This window comes from Acinetobacter tibetensis (assembly GCF_023824315.1).
Classification (GTDB): Bacteria; Pseudomonadota; Gammaproteobacteria; order Pseudomonadales; family Moraxellaceae; genus Acinetobacter; species Acinetobacter tibetensis.
In genome coordinates, this window is sequence record NZ_CP098732.1 from 1,857,129 (window position 1) to 1,875,008 (window position 17,880).

Here is a 17,880-nt window from a genome sequence, read left to right on the forward strand (position 1 = left end):
GCCCTCAAGATGCTCTTTCGAGCACCCTGATTTTGATCAAAATGATTTTTTTAAATTAGAATGCAGCAATACCCGTCTGCGCACGACCAAGAATCAATGCATGCACGTCATGGGTGCCTTCATAGGTGTTCACCACTTCTAAATTGACCAAATGACGTGCAACACCAAACTCATCACTAATCCCATTGCCACCCATCATGTCACGGGCTAAACGGGCAATATCTAAAGCTTTACCGCAGTTGTTACGTTTGATTAGAGAGGTTGCTTCTACCGATGCAATCCCTTCATCTTTCATACGTCCAAAACGCAAGGCAACTTGTAGCCCTAAAGCAATTTCAGTTTGCATATCAGCAAGTTTTTTTTGAATAAGTTGGTTTGCTGCTAAAGGGCGGCCGAACTGTTTACGGTCCATTGTGTATTGATGCGCAGTATGCCAACAAAATTCTGCTGCACCCATCGCGCCCCAAGCGATACCATAACGCGCGCTATTTAAGCAGGTAAATGGACCTTTCAAACCACGAATTTCAGGAAACGCATTTTCTTCTGGCACAAAAACGTTATCCATCACAATTTCACCTGTGATTGATGCACGTAAACCCACTTTGCCATGAATCGCAGGTGCCGAAAGCCCTTCCCAGCCTTTTTCTAAAATAAAGCCACGAATGTCACCCACATGTCCTTCTTCAGATACTTCTTTTGCCCACACCACAAATACATCTGCAATTGGGCTATTGGTAATCCACATTTTCGCACCAGATAAGCGATAACCACCTGCTACTTTTTTAGCACGTGTAATCATGCTTCCTGGGTCTGAACCGTGGTCTGGCTCAGTTAAACCGAAGCAACCAATGTACTCACCTGATGCAAGTTTTGGTAAATATTGCTGTTTTTGCTGTTCTGTACCAAATTCTTGAATTGGCACCATCACCAAAGAACTTTGTACACTCGCCATAGAGCGGTAGCCTGAATCTACACGTTCAATTTCACGTGCAATTAAGCCATAACTCACATAATTTAAACCTGCACCGCCATATTGTTCAGAAATCGTTGGCCCCAATAAGCCAAGTTCTCCCATTTCACGGAAAATACCAACATCAGTTCGTTCATAACGGAACTGCTCCAATACACGTGGCATTAACTGTTCCTGACAATAGGCATATGCCGTATCACGAATCATGCGTTCTTCTTCTGTGAGTTGCTGCTCAATTAAAAATGGATCTTTCCAATCAAATTGTACACGTGCTGCTTTTTTATTCACCATTTGGTTCATTGCATCCTCTGCTAGGTCTTGTTATCTGTACTGATGCTATGCCTGAACATAAAATAATTCAAACGAATAATTCGCATGCAGATATGCTTAAAACACATATCTTCTTTAATATTTTCACATTTAAAAAACAATAAGGTGTTAAAAATGGCATTTCTACAGTATGTTCTTATGATTCAATCTACATGCTTTATGCACTTTTGAAATATCCTAACGACAGAATGACAACGCTAATGAGAAGAAAAATTCCCTCTATGCAGAGCTTACTCTGCTTTGAATCGGCAGCTAAACATGCCAGTTACACGCATGCTGCTTTAGAACTGTCCATGACCCAAAGTGCAGTATCACGTCAAATTCAGCAATTGGAAGAGTTCTTAGATATTCAGTTATTTACACGAACACGACATGGTATGGAACTGACCATTGCGGGTACACAATATTATGCGGCGATAAAACCTCACTTACTCGGTTTAGAAAAATCCACACAAGAAGTCATGGCACATAAAGGTTTAGGGGGGACACTAAAACTCGGTGTTGTGCCGACCTTTGCGACTCGTTGGTTATTACCCAAACTCCACGTTTTTAATACGCGTTATCCTGAAATTACCATTCATTTGGAAACCAGTACCAAGCCCTTTCTTTTTCATGAGCAAATGTTCGATGCAGCCATTTATGCAGGTACTGAGCAACAAATTGAACACTGGCCAAGCATCCAAGCCCATTTTTTAATGCATGAAGATGTGATAGCTGTTTGCTCACCTTCACTTATTTTGAAACATTTCCCAAACGCAGAAAAACTCACCCCATACAGCTATCATTTAAACCCAGAGCAAGTTACACAACTTCCTTTATTACAGCAAACCACACGACCTACGATTTGGCAGGAATGGTTTCAAGCACATCGAATCGATCATCCTAAAGCTGACGAAGGACAACGACATGAGCTGTTTTCCATGCTTGCTGTAGCGGCATCGCATTCAATGGGCGTTGCTTTAATTCCACAAATGCTGATTGAACAAGAACTAAAAAATCAAACCTTGGTGATTGCTAGTAGTAGTCCATTACCGAGTAATCGTGCATATTATTTGGTGCATTCTAGTCAAGCGCCATCAACTATCTTGAGTAAGTTTGTCGATTGGATTCAACATGAAGTAAAGGCGATTTCAAACTTCACTCCAGTGGATACCCAAGCCCAAGAATAAGTAAACAATGAGGAAATCATGCAAAACTTAGTGGTATTTTCAGGTGCTGGTATGAGTGCCGAAAGTGGTATTCAAACCTTTCGTGATCACGATGGACTCTGGGAAAATTACAACATTGAAGATGTCGCCACACCTGAAGCATGGGCAAGAAATCCACAGTTGGTTCAAGATTTTTATAACCAACGACGTAAACATATTTTACACGCTCAACCAAACCGTGCTCATCAACTCATTTCCCAATTACAGCAGCACTATCATCTCAATGTCATTACACAAAATATTGACGATCTGCATGAACGTGCAGGTAATGACAATGTACTGCATTTACATGGCAATATTCGCCTCACCAAGAGTTCAGGACCCCATGCTGAATATTCAACAGAATTTTATCCAATACAGGGTTGGGAGCTTAATTTAGAAAAGGATCTTTGTCCCGAGGGCTACCCACTGCGCCCGCATGTGGTCTGGTTTGGCGAGGCTGTACCGGCTTATGCCGAGTCACAAAAAATTGTGCAGCATGCAGATATTTTTATTGTGATTGGTTCCAGCTTAGAAGTTTATCCTGTTGCAGGATTAATTCATGAAATTCCACCACACTGTAAAGCGTATTATATTGACCCCAAAGCGCATCAACAAACCATGCCTCCGCAGTATCAACTTATTGCACAAACCGCAACCGAAGGCATGCAACAATTATTCAAGCTATTGACCACTTAAACCCTAAACTCGGATTGAATCGTTCTCCAACCTCCAGTCTAAGTTTAGGTTTTGAATACATCCGATCTTAAGCGCCATATTGCTTTTTAAGATAGTTGACGATTTTTGCCGATTCAAACATCTTTACTTGGGTATTTGGGTCAACCAAATATGGCACTTGAATATCACGCCCCATCAGCGCCACCACCTTTTCACGTTTACCTTCTTTAAGGGGAACATACTTGCCAGGCTTTAGTCGTAATACGGCTGGTCCCATATCTTGCCAACGTTCTTTTGCCACATTATGGAATACAAATGGTAGTTCCAATTCTGTCAGTACACTACGAACCACACGGGTAAATGGGCTGGCTTCAAATCCCCATAACTGGAGTAAGTGTTGTGGTGCTTCACGGTGAATAATTCTCTTGTCTACCCAAACACCACGCGCACCATTAATAATCGTTCCAGCAAGTGCCATGACAGGAATTTTAGGATAATGCGCAAATTTTTTCGGTGTTTTCCCTGTTCGCCCATAATGTTCAAACAGATGATGGATGATGTCTTGCGACTCATACATCTGCGTTGAAGTATTTTCATCAATGAAGAAAGGAAATTGTTTTTTCCCACCTAATTGCTTTACGATTTGACGATATTTTGTTCCACCTTTTGGACATGGATAAACTTCATAATCCAAATTCAATAAAGTTAAAACTTCACGCACACGGCGACAAAATGGAGAACCTTCAAATTCATAGAGTTTCAATGATTTCTCTGGTTGCTTTGGAAATGCTGTACCAGAGACTCCTCGACCACCTTCCGCGAATGATGAAGCCAAAGCTTGAATAACTTTTATTTGATGATTCACCATGTTTTGTCCTTATTTTTAATGGTCTTATAATTCGACCAAGGGTTCTTTAGCCACCACAATGCCATTATTATCGGCATAAATGTAATCGCCAGATTGAATATTTACCCCACCAAAATAGAGCGGAATATCCGTTTCGCCTATGCCTTTACGATTACTTTTTTGTGGAATTGCAGCCAATGCATGTACACCCAAATCCAATTCCGCAATGGCATCCACATCACGAACACATCCGTAAATAATCACACCATTCCACTGGTGCTTGACTGCTGACTCAGCGATCAAATCCCCCATGAGCGCACAGCGCATTGAAGCTCCCCCATCTACCACAAGGACTTTACCCTGACCATCGGTCGCCAGTAGTTCTTTAACACGGGAGTTATCTTCAAAACACTTTACAGTCACCACCTGACCACCAAAGGTTTTACGAGCACCATAACTTTTAAAGAATTTACCATCCATCGATGGAGTAACCACCTGAAGCTCTTTTTCAGGATTATCATCTAATAAATCACAAGTTACAAAAGGAACAGTTGCCACTTCATTCTCCAGTTATTGAGCTTTTTGTATGCGTAAATTATCATAAATCTCAAACTTTTCAGTCTGATATTGAGCTGCCACGACCATAGTATGAGCCACTTGTTCTGCAGTCACTGGCTTATATTTAAAAGAATCTGGTACCAAATGCGACATCTTTTGATATAAACGCTGAGTAGCACCTTCTAGCAACCGTTGTTCTGACCGCTCCCCTAGCAATAAAGAAGGTTGTAGTATTGAAGTCTTCGCTAAAGCCAATTCACGAATATGCTGTTCTAACTCACCTTTCACACGATTATAAAAAATTGGTGACTTCTGATTGGCACCTAGTGCGCTGACCAACAAGTAATGCGTTTCCAATCCTTCAAATAAGTCCGCAAAATGTGCATTTATCTCATAATCAATATTATAAAACTGTGCTTTTGAGCCTGCTTTTTTTAAAGTTGATCCTAAACAACTAAATGCATGGCTATAACCGTGCACATCTTCATCATTTAGTAACAAAAAATCTTCAAGTACGAATTGATGGACTTTTTCCAACTGACTTAACTCGACATCATAGTGTCGAACCACCGCAGTAATTTGCTCACAACTACTTAATTCATTTAATTGTTTTATTAAGGTCCGACCAACAAGACCTGTCGCGCCAATCACAATTGCATTTTGAATCGAATTTATCATTTTTTGACCGTTCTCCATGGTTTATGAGTAATCTAACGTTTTCTTTAACATTTTTCTGCATCTAAAATGTTGTCAAAGCATGTCAAGACTTGACTTCGTGGCCATGTTTAATCAAAATATGCCACTTGTTTACGGGCTGGTGATAGTTCTACTGATGTTGGTTTTCAGTATGAATTACAGCCCGCCCAGACCAATCTAATTCAAGGAGTGCACGAGTGGCAAACTCTGCTCAAGCAAAAAAACGTGCTCGTCAAAACGTTAAAGCACGTAAACACAACGCAAGCTTGCGTTCTATGGTTCGTACTTACATCAAACGCACAGTAGCTGCTATCGCTGCTGGTGACCATGCTGTTGCTACAGAAGCTTACAAAAAAGCTGTTCCTGTAATCGACCGTATGGCTGATAAAGGCATCATCCATAAAAACAAAGCTGCTCGTCACAAGAGCCGCTTAAATGCACAAGTTAAAGCGTTAGCTAACTAATTTGTTGTATTAAAAAAAGCCCATCTGGGCTTTTTTTACGTCTATACCTTTTGACTTTTCAATTCCATGGTCTAATTAAAAATAAAAGATATCGAATATGCCCTCAACAGAAGTGAAGGAGCGAAATTTTTAATTTACCAATACAGCTAAATTTTTAGGCTTCAAATAAGATAAAATTAAATGGGTATTCGGAGTCAACATACTCCATTTCCGATTCGCCCCATTAGTACATGAATAACGAATCAAATCCGCCTGATTATCGACCCAATATCCCTTATTCAAATCAAGATACTGATTTTCTTGACGAATAGACTGCGTATCTGCTGCCATCGTCCAGATTGGACTGCTTAATTTTGTTGAACAGGTCGCCAAAGAGATTTTATTACCACTTCCATTACTGGTTTGGCTGACCACTTTGAGCTAGCAATTTTTGCTCAAAACTTGGTAATTCAATTTTATGCAAAGCTTCACAACCATTTTCACGGCCAATTTTACCGCAGGACTTATTGCTTCGGCATAGGTCGGAATCTCAATACTAGAAAGCAATTTTTCAGCCTAATTGGCTTTTTTACAATACAAGCCAACATGCTGTGGCTAAGTTTTTATATTTTAAAATAAATCATTAAAAACATGATCTTATGAATTATTATATTATGCTTTTGACGAATCTACACCATCCGTTGCAGGAGTACACATATAAAGAATTATTCAGCCAGATAAAATAGAATATATCGGAGTTTTTGATTCTAATGATGTTGTTTAAACTGTCGAATATTTAATTCGTGTAATTCACCACGCCAAATCCATTTTAGTTTTGAATCTAAAAACTCATCGCCTTCAAACCAGACAAATAAGCCTTCCATCATTTGTGGCCAGTCTTCTTGAGTAATTACATTTCGACCTGAAATTACAGCAATAATTGCAGCAATAATGGTATCGTGACTCACTGCTAGGCTAAGCCCATTATGCTGCTGTGGATGCGTGTTATAAATTAATTCAAGCACATCGACCACACCTCGTATGGGGTGTTTCATGCCAGGTAAAGCATTATTTACAAAGCTATTGATAAATCCCAAAGCACCCTGTTCACGGAAATAAGGGCCTGCCTGTTTAATATCAAGCACAAAACTTCCTGGCTCAACCAAGAGTCCTTGCTGCACTATTTCAATATGATGCGTATTGTTTTGCAGGCTAATTGAATCCGCCCCTTGAATCATTAAAGCAGCAGTATCTACACAACGCTGAATAGGGCTAGAAATACAATGCTGAATAGTCCGATCGGTCTGAGCAATTAAGTGTCCCCCCCATGCTTGCGCCAAATCACGCCCTTGTGGTGTTAGCTGTAAATCATAACCAGCCAAGCCTTGCCCACTCACCATTTCACGAATGGAATGACGTGTAAATAATGTGACTGGAGTATGCGTATCTGGCAATAAATCTATTGCTTTTAACATACTATGTGGGAGTCGTTCTAATGCCATAAGACCATCATGCTTCCGTCGAGTTTACACTATAACATTTTAATTGTTTTGCTCAATGCTTACTCTGCATTACTGCAAGTGCTTGTAATGCGAGTTTTTTCATCTCTGCATTTCGATAGGCAATAAAACCACCATTCAACAAGGTCTCTCGTTGATTATATACAAATGGTCGCCCTCTAAAATCAACCAATCCACCACCAATTCGCTCAATTAAACATTGTCCCGCACTGGTATCCCATTCACTGGTGGGGTGAAAACGAGGGTAAATATCCACCTTATGTTCCAAAATCATACAAAACTTATAGGCACTCCCCGCTTTAAATACATCATAGCTAGTCATATCTTTCAACGCATCTAAATACGCCGTATATTCAGACTTATGCTGTGCACTCTGACTTAGACCTATATGCACTGGCGCAGCCATTGAGTGTTCCAATTCATACACATACCACTGCTGTGTACTTAGATTTAACTTCAATGGCATCCCTTGCAGAGGACAAAAGTACACGACCTGTTCCGCTGGAATTGCCAAGACTGCAAAAACCGTATGCACACCTTCAACCAAACTTAAATTGATGGTGAATTCAGAACGTTTATGTAAGAATTCTTTGGTGCCGTCCAATGGATCGAGCAACCAAAACCGATGCCATTGCTGACGTTGATCATACTCACCTTCTTCTGACAGTAAGGGAATATCTACAGATTGCTGTGCCAAAGCCTCTGTAATATATTGATTCACTCTAAAGTCTGCCTGCGTGACAGGTGAGTCATCATGTTTCTTCGTGATATCAAACTGTTCACCAGCACAATATCGTTGATATTCTTCTCGCAAAATTTCGCACGCTTGTGTCACAATGGGCACAAGCTGCAAGATCATTGCATCTTGCGGCGCTGTTGTTGTTTTAAACATAGATCACCTTATATATGTCGAACTTTTCTCAAAAACCGACCATTATCTTCGATATGGACGGAACCTTACTCGATCTTGCTTATGATGACCTGATTTGGAATCAGCTTGTGCCCATTCAGTATGCTGATGTGCATCAGTGTTCGATCGAACAAAGTAAAGAAGTCCTATTCCAATTCTATCAAGAACATAGTCACACTTTAAACTGGTATTCTTCACATTTTTGGTCGACTAAAGTCGGCTTTGATGTGCTTGCATTACAAAAAAAGCAGCAACATAAAGTGAGCCGCCGTGAAGGCTGTATTGAATTATTAGAATATCTGAAAGCCAATGATTATCCATGTTGGTTAGCGACCAATGCGGACTGTGCCAGTCTAGAATTTAAACTTAAGCAAACAGGTATTGGGCAATATTTTGACGTGATTGTCAGTAGTGAAACGCTAGGCCATGCCAAAGAATTTACTGCCTTTTGGGAGAAGTTACATCAGTTACATCCTTTTGACGCGCAGCAAACTTACTTTATTGATGACACTGAAAAAGTTTTACTGGGTGCACAAAAATTTGGACTACAGCATTTGATTACGATCCAACAGCCCTCATCTACAGGATTAGTGCGTGAGAAATCCAACTTCCCAATGCTTGATATACTCACCGACTTAATTCCCTTACTTGAACAAGCCGAGGAACAAAAGCAATATGCCTAAAGCAGAGCAAAATCTTCCTGCTGAAACTGTACGTATCGATAAATGGCTGTGGGCTGCACGTTTTTTTAAAACTCGAAGCATTGCCAAATCTGCAATTGAAGGTGGTAAAGTCCATTTCGATGGCGAACGTGTCAAAGTTTCTAAAGAAGTTCGTGTAGGTATGGAACTTACCATCCAACAAGGTTTTGAAAAAAAAACGATCGTTGTTAAAGCAATTTCTAATGTGCGTGGCCCTGCCCCCATTGCTCAGCAATTATATGAAGAAACTGAAGTCAGTTTAGCAAAAAGGGAATTGCTTGCATCCCAAAGAAAATTGCATAATCTTGCTCGACCTGATCATCGACCGTCGAAAAAAGATCGCCGACAAATCAGTAAATTTAAACAAGAAAATGATCAGCAATTTGGCCAAGATTGGTCATATAATGATGATTAAATTACTCACGTCATGTTATGTCGCACAAGATATAACAGGCATAGAATAACAGAAATAATTCTGTCACTATACTGAAGTGGAAAACGTTTGCAATGTAAGACATCCACTTGAGTTAAAAGTAAAGTGACAAAGTTTTGAGGTTGTAAGATGGATGAGAATAAAAGTAAGGCACTCAATGCTGCCCTAAGCCAAATTGAAAAACAGTTTGGTAAAAATACAGTTATGCGCCTTGGCGACAATACAGTACAAGCTGTTGAAGCTGTTTCAACAGGCTCATTGACACTCGATATTGCACTAGGTATTGGTGGCTTACCAAAGGGTCGTATTGTTGAAATTTACGGTCCTGAGTCTTCAGGTAAAACCACCATGACATTACAAGCCATTGCACAATGTCAAAAAGCGGGTGGTACGTGCGCCTTTATCGATGCTGAGCATGCACTTGATCCACAATACGCTCGTAAGCTTGGTGTTGATATTGACAACCTTTTGGTTTCCCAACCCGACCACGGTGAGCAAGCACTTGAAATTGCAGACATGTTAGTCCGCTCTGGTGCAATTGACTTAATCGTAGTCGACTCTGTTGCTGCACTAACACCACGTGCTGAAATTGAAGGCGAAATGGGTGACTCACATATGGGCTTGCAAGCACGCTTAATGAGCCAAGCCTTACGTAAAATTACAGGGAATGCCAAGCGTTCAAACTGTATGGTGATCTTCATTAACCAAATCCGTATGAAGATTGGTGTGATGTTCGGTAGCCCTGAAACCACAACAGGTGGTAACGCATTAAAATTCTATGCTTCTGTTCGTCTTGATATTCGTCGTATTGGTCAAGTTAAAGAAGGCGACGAAATTGTAGGTTCAGAAACTAAAGTTAAAGTGGTTAAAAACAAAATGGCACCCCCATTTAAAGAAGCACTTTTCCAAATTCTTTATGGCAAAGGCGTTAACCAGCTAGGTGAATTAGTCGATCTTGCAGTTCAGCAAGACATCATCCAAAAAGCGGGTGCTTGGTATTCATATCAAAGTAACAAAATTGGTCAAGGTAAAAACAATGTCATTCGCCACCTTGAAGAAAACCCACAATTGGCACAAGAAGTGGAACGCATTATTCGTGACCAGTTATTAACAACGGGTGGTGTTGCAGAAGATAAAGAAGAAGAATCTGACCTCTTGCTCGACGCTTAAATCGCCTGCTTATTTATAAAATATACCTGTTACACTCAAACGCCCTTCGGGGCGTTTTTCAATCAAGATTAGATATAGTATGAGCCAATCAAAATTCCCTAAATTGCTTGACTACAACAGCTTAAAACAAGAGCTTGGAACTTCTCATTCTGAGTACACACTGTCACCAGATGCAACGGATTACAATAATGCTGCTATAGAGGCTGAACCACCTCAAAATACAGGGCTAACAGGCTCACGCTTACGTTCTTATGCATTTGCTGTACTCACCCGTAAAGAATTCTCCAAAGCCGAACTGATTGAAAAGATCGAAACCTACGCAGCAAATCGCGAGGAAGTCATAAATCTTGTAAATGAATTGTCCGAGCAGAACTATCAAAGCGATCAGCGCGTAGCAGAAATTGTCCTATCAAGCCAAAAAAGAAAAGGGAAAGGGCCACAACGCATCAAATTAGCATTAAAAAACAAGAAAATTAACAGCGACCTCATTCAAGACGAATTGAAAGAAATCGATTGGGCTGAACAAGCCTATCAACTGAAAATCAAGAAATTTGGTTATGCTGTTGAGAAAGATGCAAAACTGAAAGCGAAGCAGATACGCTTTTTACAATATAGAGGATTTGATATGGACGCAATTATGAAAGCAATTAACCAAAAGGAGTTTGAAGATTAATTATAATAAAATGTTATAAAAATAAATGGTGGCAACCCTACCAGCAAAGCTTCGGCACATCACAATTCTACTACCGTTGCTACCTTCCGGTCCTGGCGGGGTTCGCAGAGTGCAATTGCGAAGTAACCGGCAGGGCTACCATTGCAAGAACAGAGTATAGAGATTTTTACTCAAGTTGCAAGCCTTTAATCTAGTTTTATATAGCTAAGCTATTCATTTGATTATTTAAAATACAAAAATACAGATTTATCACCATTTATCTTCTTCATGCAGGATGAGTTTACTTTAAACATACGACAAGTTTGCAAACACTTATTGCTTTTCCTTACCCGAACATTTTAAATGTGTTCAAGATGAAATGAATAAAGCCACACAAACTCAAGGCTTTAAGCAAGTAATACAAAATGGATATGTTTTATGATGCAATATAAGCATGCAATTTATGCACTCACCTTACTCAGCAGCACTACGTTATATGCCAATGTACCTATCGAAACACGTGGCTTAAGTCAAAGCGATTCAGGTTCAAGCTATAACTCTTCCAACACCAATTCATCAACACCAGAAGCAACTGTGCCAACCAATCTAAATTGGCAACTCATGCAAAAAAATCAACAGCTTGAAAATGATATTCGAAGTCTACGTGGACGCATTGAAGAACAAGAAAATACCATTGAGCAACTTAAAAATGACCTCAACAACCGCTATACCGACCTAGATCAGCGTTTAGAGTTATTACAACAAAAGGTTGACCCTGACAGCACTACCCAAACGGAGGATAATCAACAAGATACTTCTCCCAGTTCCAACAGCACCACCACTCCAGCAACATTAAACAATGCTAGCAACCCCACACCCGTAGCAATCCCCCCAACCAAAGCCATCAACACGGATACAACAGCCACAGCAAACACCCAACAACAAACTACCGATTTAGAGAAAGCAGCCTATACAGTCGCATTAGATGCCTATAAACAAGGAGGTGCGAAAAAAGCAATTGCTCCAATGCAAAACTTTATCAAAAATCACCCCAATAGCGTTTATATTAGTAATGCATATTTTTGGTTAGCAGAATTCAATCTAGCCATAGAACCAACCAACTATACTGAAGCCAAGCGAAATTATAATATTGTGGTCAACCAATACTCTCAATCTTCCAAAGCCTCTCGAGCGCTTTATCAACTGTATAGCATCGCCAAAGATGTAGATCGTAATACAGCACTGGCAAATCAATACAAAGCCAAACTCTTAAAACGATATCCAAAAAGTGAAGAAGCTGGCTATTTTAAGAAATAAAAAAAAGACACCTTAAGGTGTCTTTTTTTACAGCAAATTAACGCACAATGCCGCGCTCAGACTGCTCCAGAGAGTCAAGCAACAATTGAGCTTCTGCCACCGTAGGCAAAATTTCCTGACGGATACGCTCAATTGCCTCAACTGTCGTCAAACCTTCTTTATAAATAAGCTTAAACGCTGTACGTAAACCCTGAATTACTTCTTTAGACCAGCCCTTACGACGCATGCCTTCTACATTCATTGCAAAAGCATGTGCAGGATTACCAGAAGCCATAACATAAGCAGGAACATCTTTCAAAATTAAAGATGCACCACCAATCATGCTGAATGAAGCAAGTTTACAGAACTGATGGATACCTGAGTTTCCACCAACAATAACGTAATCACCAATGTGAACGTGACCCGCCACGCCTACATTATTAGCGAAAATATTGTGATCACCCACCATACAATCATGTGCAATATGGGTATTCACCATCAACAGGTTATGACTACCAATTTTGGTCAAGCTCTGATCTTGTACGGTGCCTCGATGCAAACTGCAATGCTCACGAATCGAGTTATGATCACCAATTTCCAACCAAGTTTCTTCACCTTGGTATTTAAGATCTTGACATACTTCGCCAATACTCGCGAACTGGAAAATTTCATTATTTTTACCAATACGCGTGTAGCCTCCAACCACAACATGTGAGTGAAGTTTTGTTCCCGCTCCAATTGTGACCTGTGGACCAATAATACAATAAGGCCCAATTTGCACATCTGGAGCAATTACTGCTGATGAGTCAATAATAGCGGTTGGGTGAATTAATTCGTTATTGCTCATGCCTGCTCTATACTTTCTGATGATAAACCATAATTTCCGCGGTTGTTGCGACTACGCCATCAACAGTGGCAATACAATTATATTTGTAAATACCACGTTTTTGCATAATTAACTCAGATTTTAATACAAGTTGATCACCTGCAACCACTTGTTTTTTAAATCTCACCTTCTCTGCACCTGCAAAAAGGAACAAAGAACCTTCACTCGGCTTCTCATTGTTCATAATAAAGCCCAAAATACCTGACACTTGCGCCAAGGCCTCAACAATTAATACGCCAGGCATAATTGGGTAATTCGGGAAATGTCCTTGTAAGAACTCTTCATTAATTGAAACGTTTTTATAACCCACAATCCCATTATCAGTTACATCAACAATACGATCAACCAATAAGAATGGATAACGGTGTGGTAAATATTCACGAATTTGCTGAATATGCATTGGCAATTCTGGTTTCGTAAATGATAGTAAAGTCGACTCAGTCATCATATTTCTATTTACGCAATTTAAAAGTTGATTCAAGGGACTCAATTTGAGTCTGCATATGATCAAGTCGTTTGACTAATTGGGTCAATGGCACATCTGCTAATTGTCGAAGCCTTACAACTGTACGCTTCCATTGCGGCGTTTCAAATAATCCTGTACCACCAGAATAACTTCCCGCCTCGTAAATATTATTTGTGACCATTGACATTCCTGTAATTGTCACATTATCCGCAATTGAAATGTGTCCCACAACACCACAACCACCGGCAAGGATACAGTTTTTGCCAATTGTCGTGCTACCCGCAATCCCACTCTTTGCAGCAATCGCGGTGTTTTCGCCAATTTTAACGTTATGCGCGATTTGCACAAGGTTATCAATCTTAACACCATGTTCCAAAATGGTATCATCCAAAGCACCACGATCAACACTACAATTTGAACCAATTCGGACATCATTTCCGATTTGAACAGACCCCAATTGAGCTATGCGATGCCATTTCCCCTGATAAGGTGCAAAACCAAAACCTTCTCCACCTATCACTGTATTGGCATGTATACGCACACGATCGCCAATTTTACATGCGCCCGTTAACGTAACATGCGAATCAATGAATCCATCCTTACCAATTTCAACAGCATCATCAATACGCACATGTGGTTGAATTACAGTGTTATCTCCAACAACACAATTTTCACCAATAACGACATAATGACCAATATAAGCCGAATCCGAAATAATCGCTGAAGGATGAATCTGAGCAGTACTTTCAATACCAACATCTGTATGCTTTTTCTCAAACACATGCGTCAGAATTGCAAAAGCAAGATATGGATTTTGAACGAGGATAAAATTTTGATGGCTATACAATTTTTCCTGTAAAGCCTGAGTGACAATAAGAGCACCTGCTTTTGAGGCAAGCGCTTTATCTAAATACTTTTCATCTGTCACAAACGAAATATTGTGCACAGATGCTGCTTCTAAGCTTGCTAAACCTTGAATAACAAGGTTGGATTGACCTATACACTCGCCTTGTACAAGACGAGCTAGGTCTTCTAAACTTTTTTTGTTAAGATTCATTGATTACTTAATTGCATTAACCTTTTGAATCATTTTATCAGTTAAATCATACTTAGCGTCATAGGCAAGTGCAGAGTTTTTGTTCAACACTACATCTAAATTACCTTCTTTACGCAATTGCTCAGCAACTTGTTTAATACGAGAATCCAAGGTCTTGTTCATCACTTGCAAAGATGCCTGAACTTTACCCTGTAAACCCTGCTGAATACCGTTTAGCTCGTTTAACTTAGTTTGGTATTCCGCACTCATTTTCTGCATTTCAGCTTCTGAGAGTTTAGTACGTTGGGCTTTCTGCTTCATCGCTTCCAGCTCTTTACTCAATTGCTCTAATCGAGTTGTTTGAGGCTTGATCGACTGCTGTAGACTTGCATTTTGTGCTTTTAAATATGTACTATTTTCAACCACTTGCTCTAAATCAACAACACCATAACCAGCCGCATGTACAACAGAACTGAGTAAAACACTCGAAACAGCTAAAGCTTTGATTATATTACGCATGAATTAAACCTTATTGTATATTATCTTTGGTTTAAAAATGATCGTACTTAGAAAGTACGACCAATTTCAAATTGAAGTTCTTTAGTTTCATCACCAGGCTTATCATTCAGTGGGAAAGCATAGCTTAATGATAATGGACCAATCATGGTAATCCAAGTAAAGCCTACACCAACGCTATAACGCATGTTACCTAAATCAAAACCATATTCATCTTTACAGGTTTTCTTTGCAGCGTCTGTACTAAAGACATCACATTGAGTATCAAATACTTGTGCCCCTTCAGCAAACAACACTGGGCGGACTTGTCGCGTCCAATCCCCTTTAAACGGTAAAGGCAATGCCAATTCAGTACCAAATTGAACTAGAGCATTACCACCCACTTCTTCTGGTGATGGGTCTGTTTGCCCCGTTTCACTATAGTAAACACCATCATACTTTGGACCTAAAGTACTGTTGTCATAACCACGTACTGACCCATAACCACCTGCATAGAAGTTTTTATAGAAAGGTAAGTCGTTACCATAACCTAACTTACCATAACCACGCAAAACAAAGTCCTTACCAAGAGGTAAAAACGCCTGTGCATCATAAGTAATTTTTTGGTATTCAACATCACTTCCAGGTAAGGCAATTTCCGCATTGACACGGTGAGACTGACCAGTTGTAGGGAATACAGGGCGGTTTAATGTATTGTATGACCAACCCAAGGTTAGATTGTATGTAAGGAAGTCACCCTGAAACTCATCATCAAAATCAACCAAATCCTTATCACAGTCATAGCTTGTTATTGTTGTTGGCTTTGAAGTATCACCATACACAGGTGTCAACGTTCCTGTACAAACATCCTCAGCACGATGTTTCGCTTTTCCACCATTTGCAAGCAAATAATCACGCACATAAGTAGAAACATACTGACCCGTTGTTACTTCTGTTTGATCAATATTTAAACCCGCACTAATACTTTGGTTTTCATCAATTGGATAACCAAAGTTGATACCCCCACCAAAACTGTCTGTTACGTAGTTATTTACGTTGTAATCATCATCAAGCTTGGTTTTACGGTAGTACATGTTGTAACCACGACGCACACCATCAATGGTGAAATACGGGTCAGTTACACTCAGGTTGTAGTAATCTTGAGTCTCTGAACGAGAAAGATCAATTGCAACACTATTTCCCGTTCCCATAAAGTTGGTTTGGCTCAATCCTGCTTGGAATGTGACACCACCACTTTGTGAATAACCGACTGCCAAGGTACTTGTCCCGGAATGCTGCTCTTCAACATTCACATTCAAGTCCACCTGATCAGGCATATTCGGAATACGAGTTGGTTTAACTTCTACTGTTTTGAAATAACCAGTACGCTCTAAACGCACTTTAGACAAGTCAATTTTTTCATTACTTGCTAAAGCACCTTCCATTTGGCGCATTTCACGACGTAATACTTCATCAGAAGTTTTGGTATTCCCTGTGAAATTAATACGACGTACAGTCACTTGCTGACCTGGATTAATATAATAATTCAGATCAACTTGACGCGTTTCATTATTAATTTGTGGAACAACATTAACTTCTGCATAATAATAGCCAGCATTACCATATTTGCGTAATAACAACTGCTTAACAGCATTTACTTTTTCTTGCGAATAGGTTGAACCATCTTTATAAATCTGCATTGCCTTCAATTCTTCAGGCTTATACAATGCATCTCCTAAAAATTTAGATTCACCAAACTTAAATTGCTGACCTTCACTTACTGAAACTTCAATAAAAATTCGCTTTTTATCTTCACTCAAGTTCAAACTTGAGTTGGTAATATCAAAGTTGATATAACCCGCGTTTAAATATAAAGCACGCAATGCCTCTAAGCTTGCAGCCATCTTTTCACGTGCATAACGGTCATTACGTGAAACAATTGAACTCCAGCTACTTTCTTTTACAGCAAAAGCTTGTTGAATGTCACTATCACTAAAAACAGTGTTACCAATGACATTAATATCTACAACTTTAGCAGCTTTACCTTCATTAAACTCGAGCAATAGATCTACACGGTTATTTGGTCTTGCTGTAGTTGTCACTTTTACATCAGCATCATAACGACCTTGCTGAACATATTGCTGCTCTAATTCAGACTCAACTGTTTGAAGTGTTGATTTCTTTAACACCTCACCTTCAGCCAAGCCCATTTTCTTTAAGCCTTCTTCCAAAGCTTCCTTAGGAATAAGTTTATTGCCTTTTAGCTCAATTTTAGAAATAAGAGGACGTTCAATCACTTTAAATACAAGCGTATCACCGTCTTTCGATGCCTTAATGTCATCAAACATGCCTGAAGCATATAGTGCACGAATTGAATTCGAAATAGCCTGATCATCAACACGATCACCACTACTCACTGGCAACATGGTATACACATTGGTAGGAGTTAAACGAACGAGTCCATCAATTTTTATATCACGAACAATAAATTCATCCGCTGCATATACTTGTTGTACTGCTGCCATAGCACTAACCAGCGCCAAAGGCATAAATAAATGTGTGTGCTGCATGCCAGTCTTTTCCGATGTTAATTTCAAAGCAACGTT

The 17,880-nt window shown here is 39.7% G+C and carries 20 protein-coding genes and 1 other RNA gene; 8 read left to right on the forward strand and 13 right to left on the reverse strand.

The features are described from left to right. Positions 1–55: 55 nt before the first annotated feature. Positions 56–1,270, reverse strand: coding sequence for an acyl-CoA dehydrogenase (locus M5E07_RS09035; protein WP_252218602.1), 1,215 nt, complete (start codon positions 1,268–1,270; stop codon positions 56–58). 230 nt (positions 1,271–1,500) lie between these two features. Here M5E07_RS09035 and M5E07_RS09040 point away from each other — a divergent pair, with 230 nt between their 5' ends. After that, positions 1,501–2,469 (forward strand): LysR substrate-binding domain-containing protein, encoded by a 969-nt coding sequence (locus tag M5E07_RS09040; protein ID WP_252218605.1) that lies wholly within the window; start codon positions 1,501–1,503, stop codon positions 2,467–2,469. A gap of 18 nt (positions 2,470–2,487) precedes the next feature. Beyond that, positions 2,488–3,186 carry an SIR2 family NAD-dependent protein deacylase gene (locus M5E07_RS09045; protein ID WP_252218608.1) on the forward strand — a complete coding sequence of 233 codons (699 nt, stop codon included), beginning with the start codon at positions 2,488–2,490 and terminating at the stop codon, positions 3,184–3,186. A 67-nt stretch (positions 3,187–3,253) separates the two neighbouring features. Here the strand turns inward: M5E07_RS09045 and M5E07_RS09050 are convergent, their stop codons facing one another. Genes M5E07_RS09050 through M5E07_RS09060 form a run of 3 tightly spaced genes read right to left on the reverse strand, consistent with a single transcriptional unit; the run spans position 3,254 to position 5,248 of the window. Beyond that, positions 3,254–4,033 (reverse strand): glutathione S-transferase N-terminal domain-containing protein, encoded by a 780-nt coding sequence (locus tag M5E07_RS09050; protein WP_252218611.1) that lies wholly within the window; start codon positions 4,031–4,033, stop codon positions 3,254–3,256. Between the two features lie 24 nt (positions 4,034–4,057). After that, positions 4,058–4,570 carry a ribonuclease E activity regulator RraA gene (gene rraA / locus M5E07_RS09055; protein ID WP_252218613.1) on the reverse strand — a complete coding sequence of 171 codons (513 nt, stop codon included), beginning with the start codon at positions 4,568–4,570 and terminating at the stop codon, positions 4,058–4,060. Positions 4,571–4,582: 12 nt separating this feature from the next. Beyond that, positions 4,583–5,248 (reverse strand): Rossmann-fold NAD(P)-binding domain-containing protein, encoded by a 666-nt coding sequence (locus M5E07_RS09060; RefSeq protein ID WP_252218616.1) that lies wholly within the window; start codon positions 5,246–5,248, stop codon positions 4,583–4,585. A gap of 215 nt (positions 5,249–5,463) precedes the next feature. Here M5E07_RS09060 and rpsT point away from each other — a divergent pair, with 215 nt between their 5' ends. Next, entirely contained in the window at positions 5,464–5,730 is a 267-nt protein-coding gene (gene rpsT / locus M5E07_RS09065; protein WP_016167735.1) for a 30S ribosomal protein S20, read from the forward strand. Positions 5,731–5,859: 129 nt separating this feature from the next. Here the strand turns inward: rpsT and M5E07_RS09070 are convergent, their stop codons facing one another. From M5E07_RS09070 to M5E07_RS09080, 3 genes are all read right to left on the reverse strand, one after another. Further along, positions 5,860–6,144 carry a hypothetical protein gene (locus tag M5E07_RS09070; RefSeq protein ID WP_252218621.1) on the reverse strand — a complete coding sequence of 95 codons (285 nt, stop codon included), beginning with the start codon at positions 6,142–6,144 and terminating at the stop codon, positions 5,860–5,862. Between the two features lie 332 nt (positions 6,145–6,476). Beyond that, entirely contained in the window at positions 6,477–7,211 is a 735-nt protein-coding gene (locus tag M5E07_RS09075) for a phosphoglycerate mutase family protein (protein WP_116759001.1), read from the reverse strand. A 52-nt stretch (positions 7,212–7,263) separates the two neighbouring features. Next, the gene (locus M5E07_RS09080; RefSeq protein ID WP_252218624.1) at positions 7,264–8,121 is read right to left on the reverse strand and encodes a 3'(2'),5'-bisphosphate nucleotidase CysQ family protein; all 858 of its coding nucleotides are present in this window, start codon (positions 8,119–8,121) and stop codon (positions 7,264–7,266) included. Positions 8,122–8,135: 14 nt separating this feature from the next. Between M5E07_RS09080 and M5E07_RS09085 the strand changes: the two genes are divergently transcribed. The 4 genes from M5E07_RS09085 (at position 8,136) to M5E07_RS09100 (ending at position 11,116) form a co-directional block, all read left to right on the forward strand. Continuing rightward, positions 8,136–8,822, forward strand: coding sequence for an HAD-IA family hydrolase (locus M5E07_RS09085; protein WP_252218627.1), 687 nt, complete (start codon positions 8,136–8,138; stop codon positions 8,820–8,822). Further along, the gene (locus tag M5E07_RS09090) at positions 8,815–9,255 is read left to right on the forward strand and encodes an RNA-binding S4 domain-containing protein (RefSeq protein WP_116758998.1); all 441 of its coding nucleotides are present in this window, start codon (positions 8,815–8,817) and stop codon (positions 9,253–9,255) included. Before M5E07_RS09085 ends, M5E07_RS09090 begins: the two co-directional genes overlap by 8 nt. Positions 9,256–9,402: 147 nt before the next feature. Further along, the gene (gene recA, locus M5E07_RS09095) at positions 9,403–10,443 is read left to right on the forward strand and encodes a recombinase RecA (RefSeq protein ID WP_252218630.1); all 1,041 of its coding nucleotides are present in this window, start codon (positions 9,403–9,405) and stop codon (positions 10,441–10,443) included. A 79-nt stretch (positions 10,444–10,522) separates the two neighbouring features. Next, on the forward strand, positions 10,523–11,116 hold the full coding sequence (locus tag M5E07_RS09100; RefSeq protein ID WP_252218632.1) for a regulatory protein RecX: 594 nt from the start codon (positions 10,523–10,525) through the stop codon (positions 11,114–11,116). Positions 11,117–11,151: 35 nt separating this feature from the next. Here M5E07_RS09100 and ffs read toward each other — a convergent pair. Further along, positions 11,152–11,248: signal recognition particle sRNA small type (gene ffs, locus M5E07_RS09105), an RNA gene on the reverse strand. Between the two features lie 285 nt (positions 11,249–11,533). On the opposite strand from ffs, the gene M5E07_RS09110 reads away from it, so the two are divergent. Beyond that, positions 11,534–12,412: a YbgF trimerization domain-containing protein gene (locus M5E07_RS09110; protein ID WP_252218634.1), complete on the forward strand. Its 879-nt coding sequence runs from the start codon at positions 11,534–11,536 to the stop codon at positions 12,410–12,412. Between the two features lie 37 nt (positions 12,413–12,449). Here M5E07_RS09110 and lpxA read toward each other — a convergent pair whose 3' ends face one another. Genes lpxA through bamA form a run of 5 tightly spaced genes read right to left on the reverse strand, consistent with a single transcriptional unit; the run spans position 12,450 to position 17,844 of the window. Then, positions 12,450–13,238 carry an acyl-ACP--UDP-N-acetylglucosamine O-acyltransferase gene (gene lpxA / locus M5E07_RS09115; RefSeq protein ID WP_116758994.1) on the reverse strand — a complete coding sequence of 263 codons (789 nt, stop codon included), beginning with the start codon at positions 13,236–13,238 and terminating at the stop codon, positions 12,450–12,452. A gap of 7 nt (positions 13,239–13,245) precedes the next feature. After that, a complete protein-coding gene (fabZ, locus tag M5E07_RS09120) occupies positions 13,246–13,722 on the reverse strand; it encodes a 3-hydroxyacyl-ACP dehydratase FabZ (protein ID WP_104442206.1) in 477 nt (158 codons plus the stop codon). A gap of 7 nt (positions 13,723–13,729) precedes the next feature. Beyond that, positions 13,730–14,800 carry a UDP-3-O-(3-hydroxymyristoyl)glucosamine N-acyltransferase gene (gene lpxD, locus M5E07_RS09125; protein ID WP_252218636.1) on the reverse strand — a complete coding sequence of 357 codons (1,071 nt, stop codon included), beginning with the start codon at positions 14,798–14,800 and terminating at the stop codon, positions 13,730–13,732. Positions 14,801–14,803: 3 nt separating this feature from the next. Continuing rightward, entirely contained in the window at positions 14,804–15,298 is a 495-nt protein-coding gene (locus M5E07_RS09130; protein WP_116758992.1) for an OmpH family outer membrane protein, read from the reverse strand. A 47-nt stretch (positions 15,299–15,345) separates the two neighbouring features. Beyond that, a complete protein-coding gene (bamA, locus tag M5E07_RS09135; protein ID WP_252218638.1) occupies positions 15,346–17,844 on the reverse strand; it encodes an outer membrane protein assembly factor BamA in 2,499 nt (832 codons plus the stop codon). Positions 17,845–17,880 lie beyond the last annotated feature (36 nt).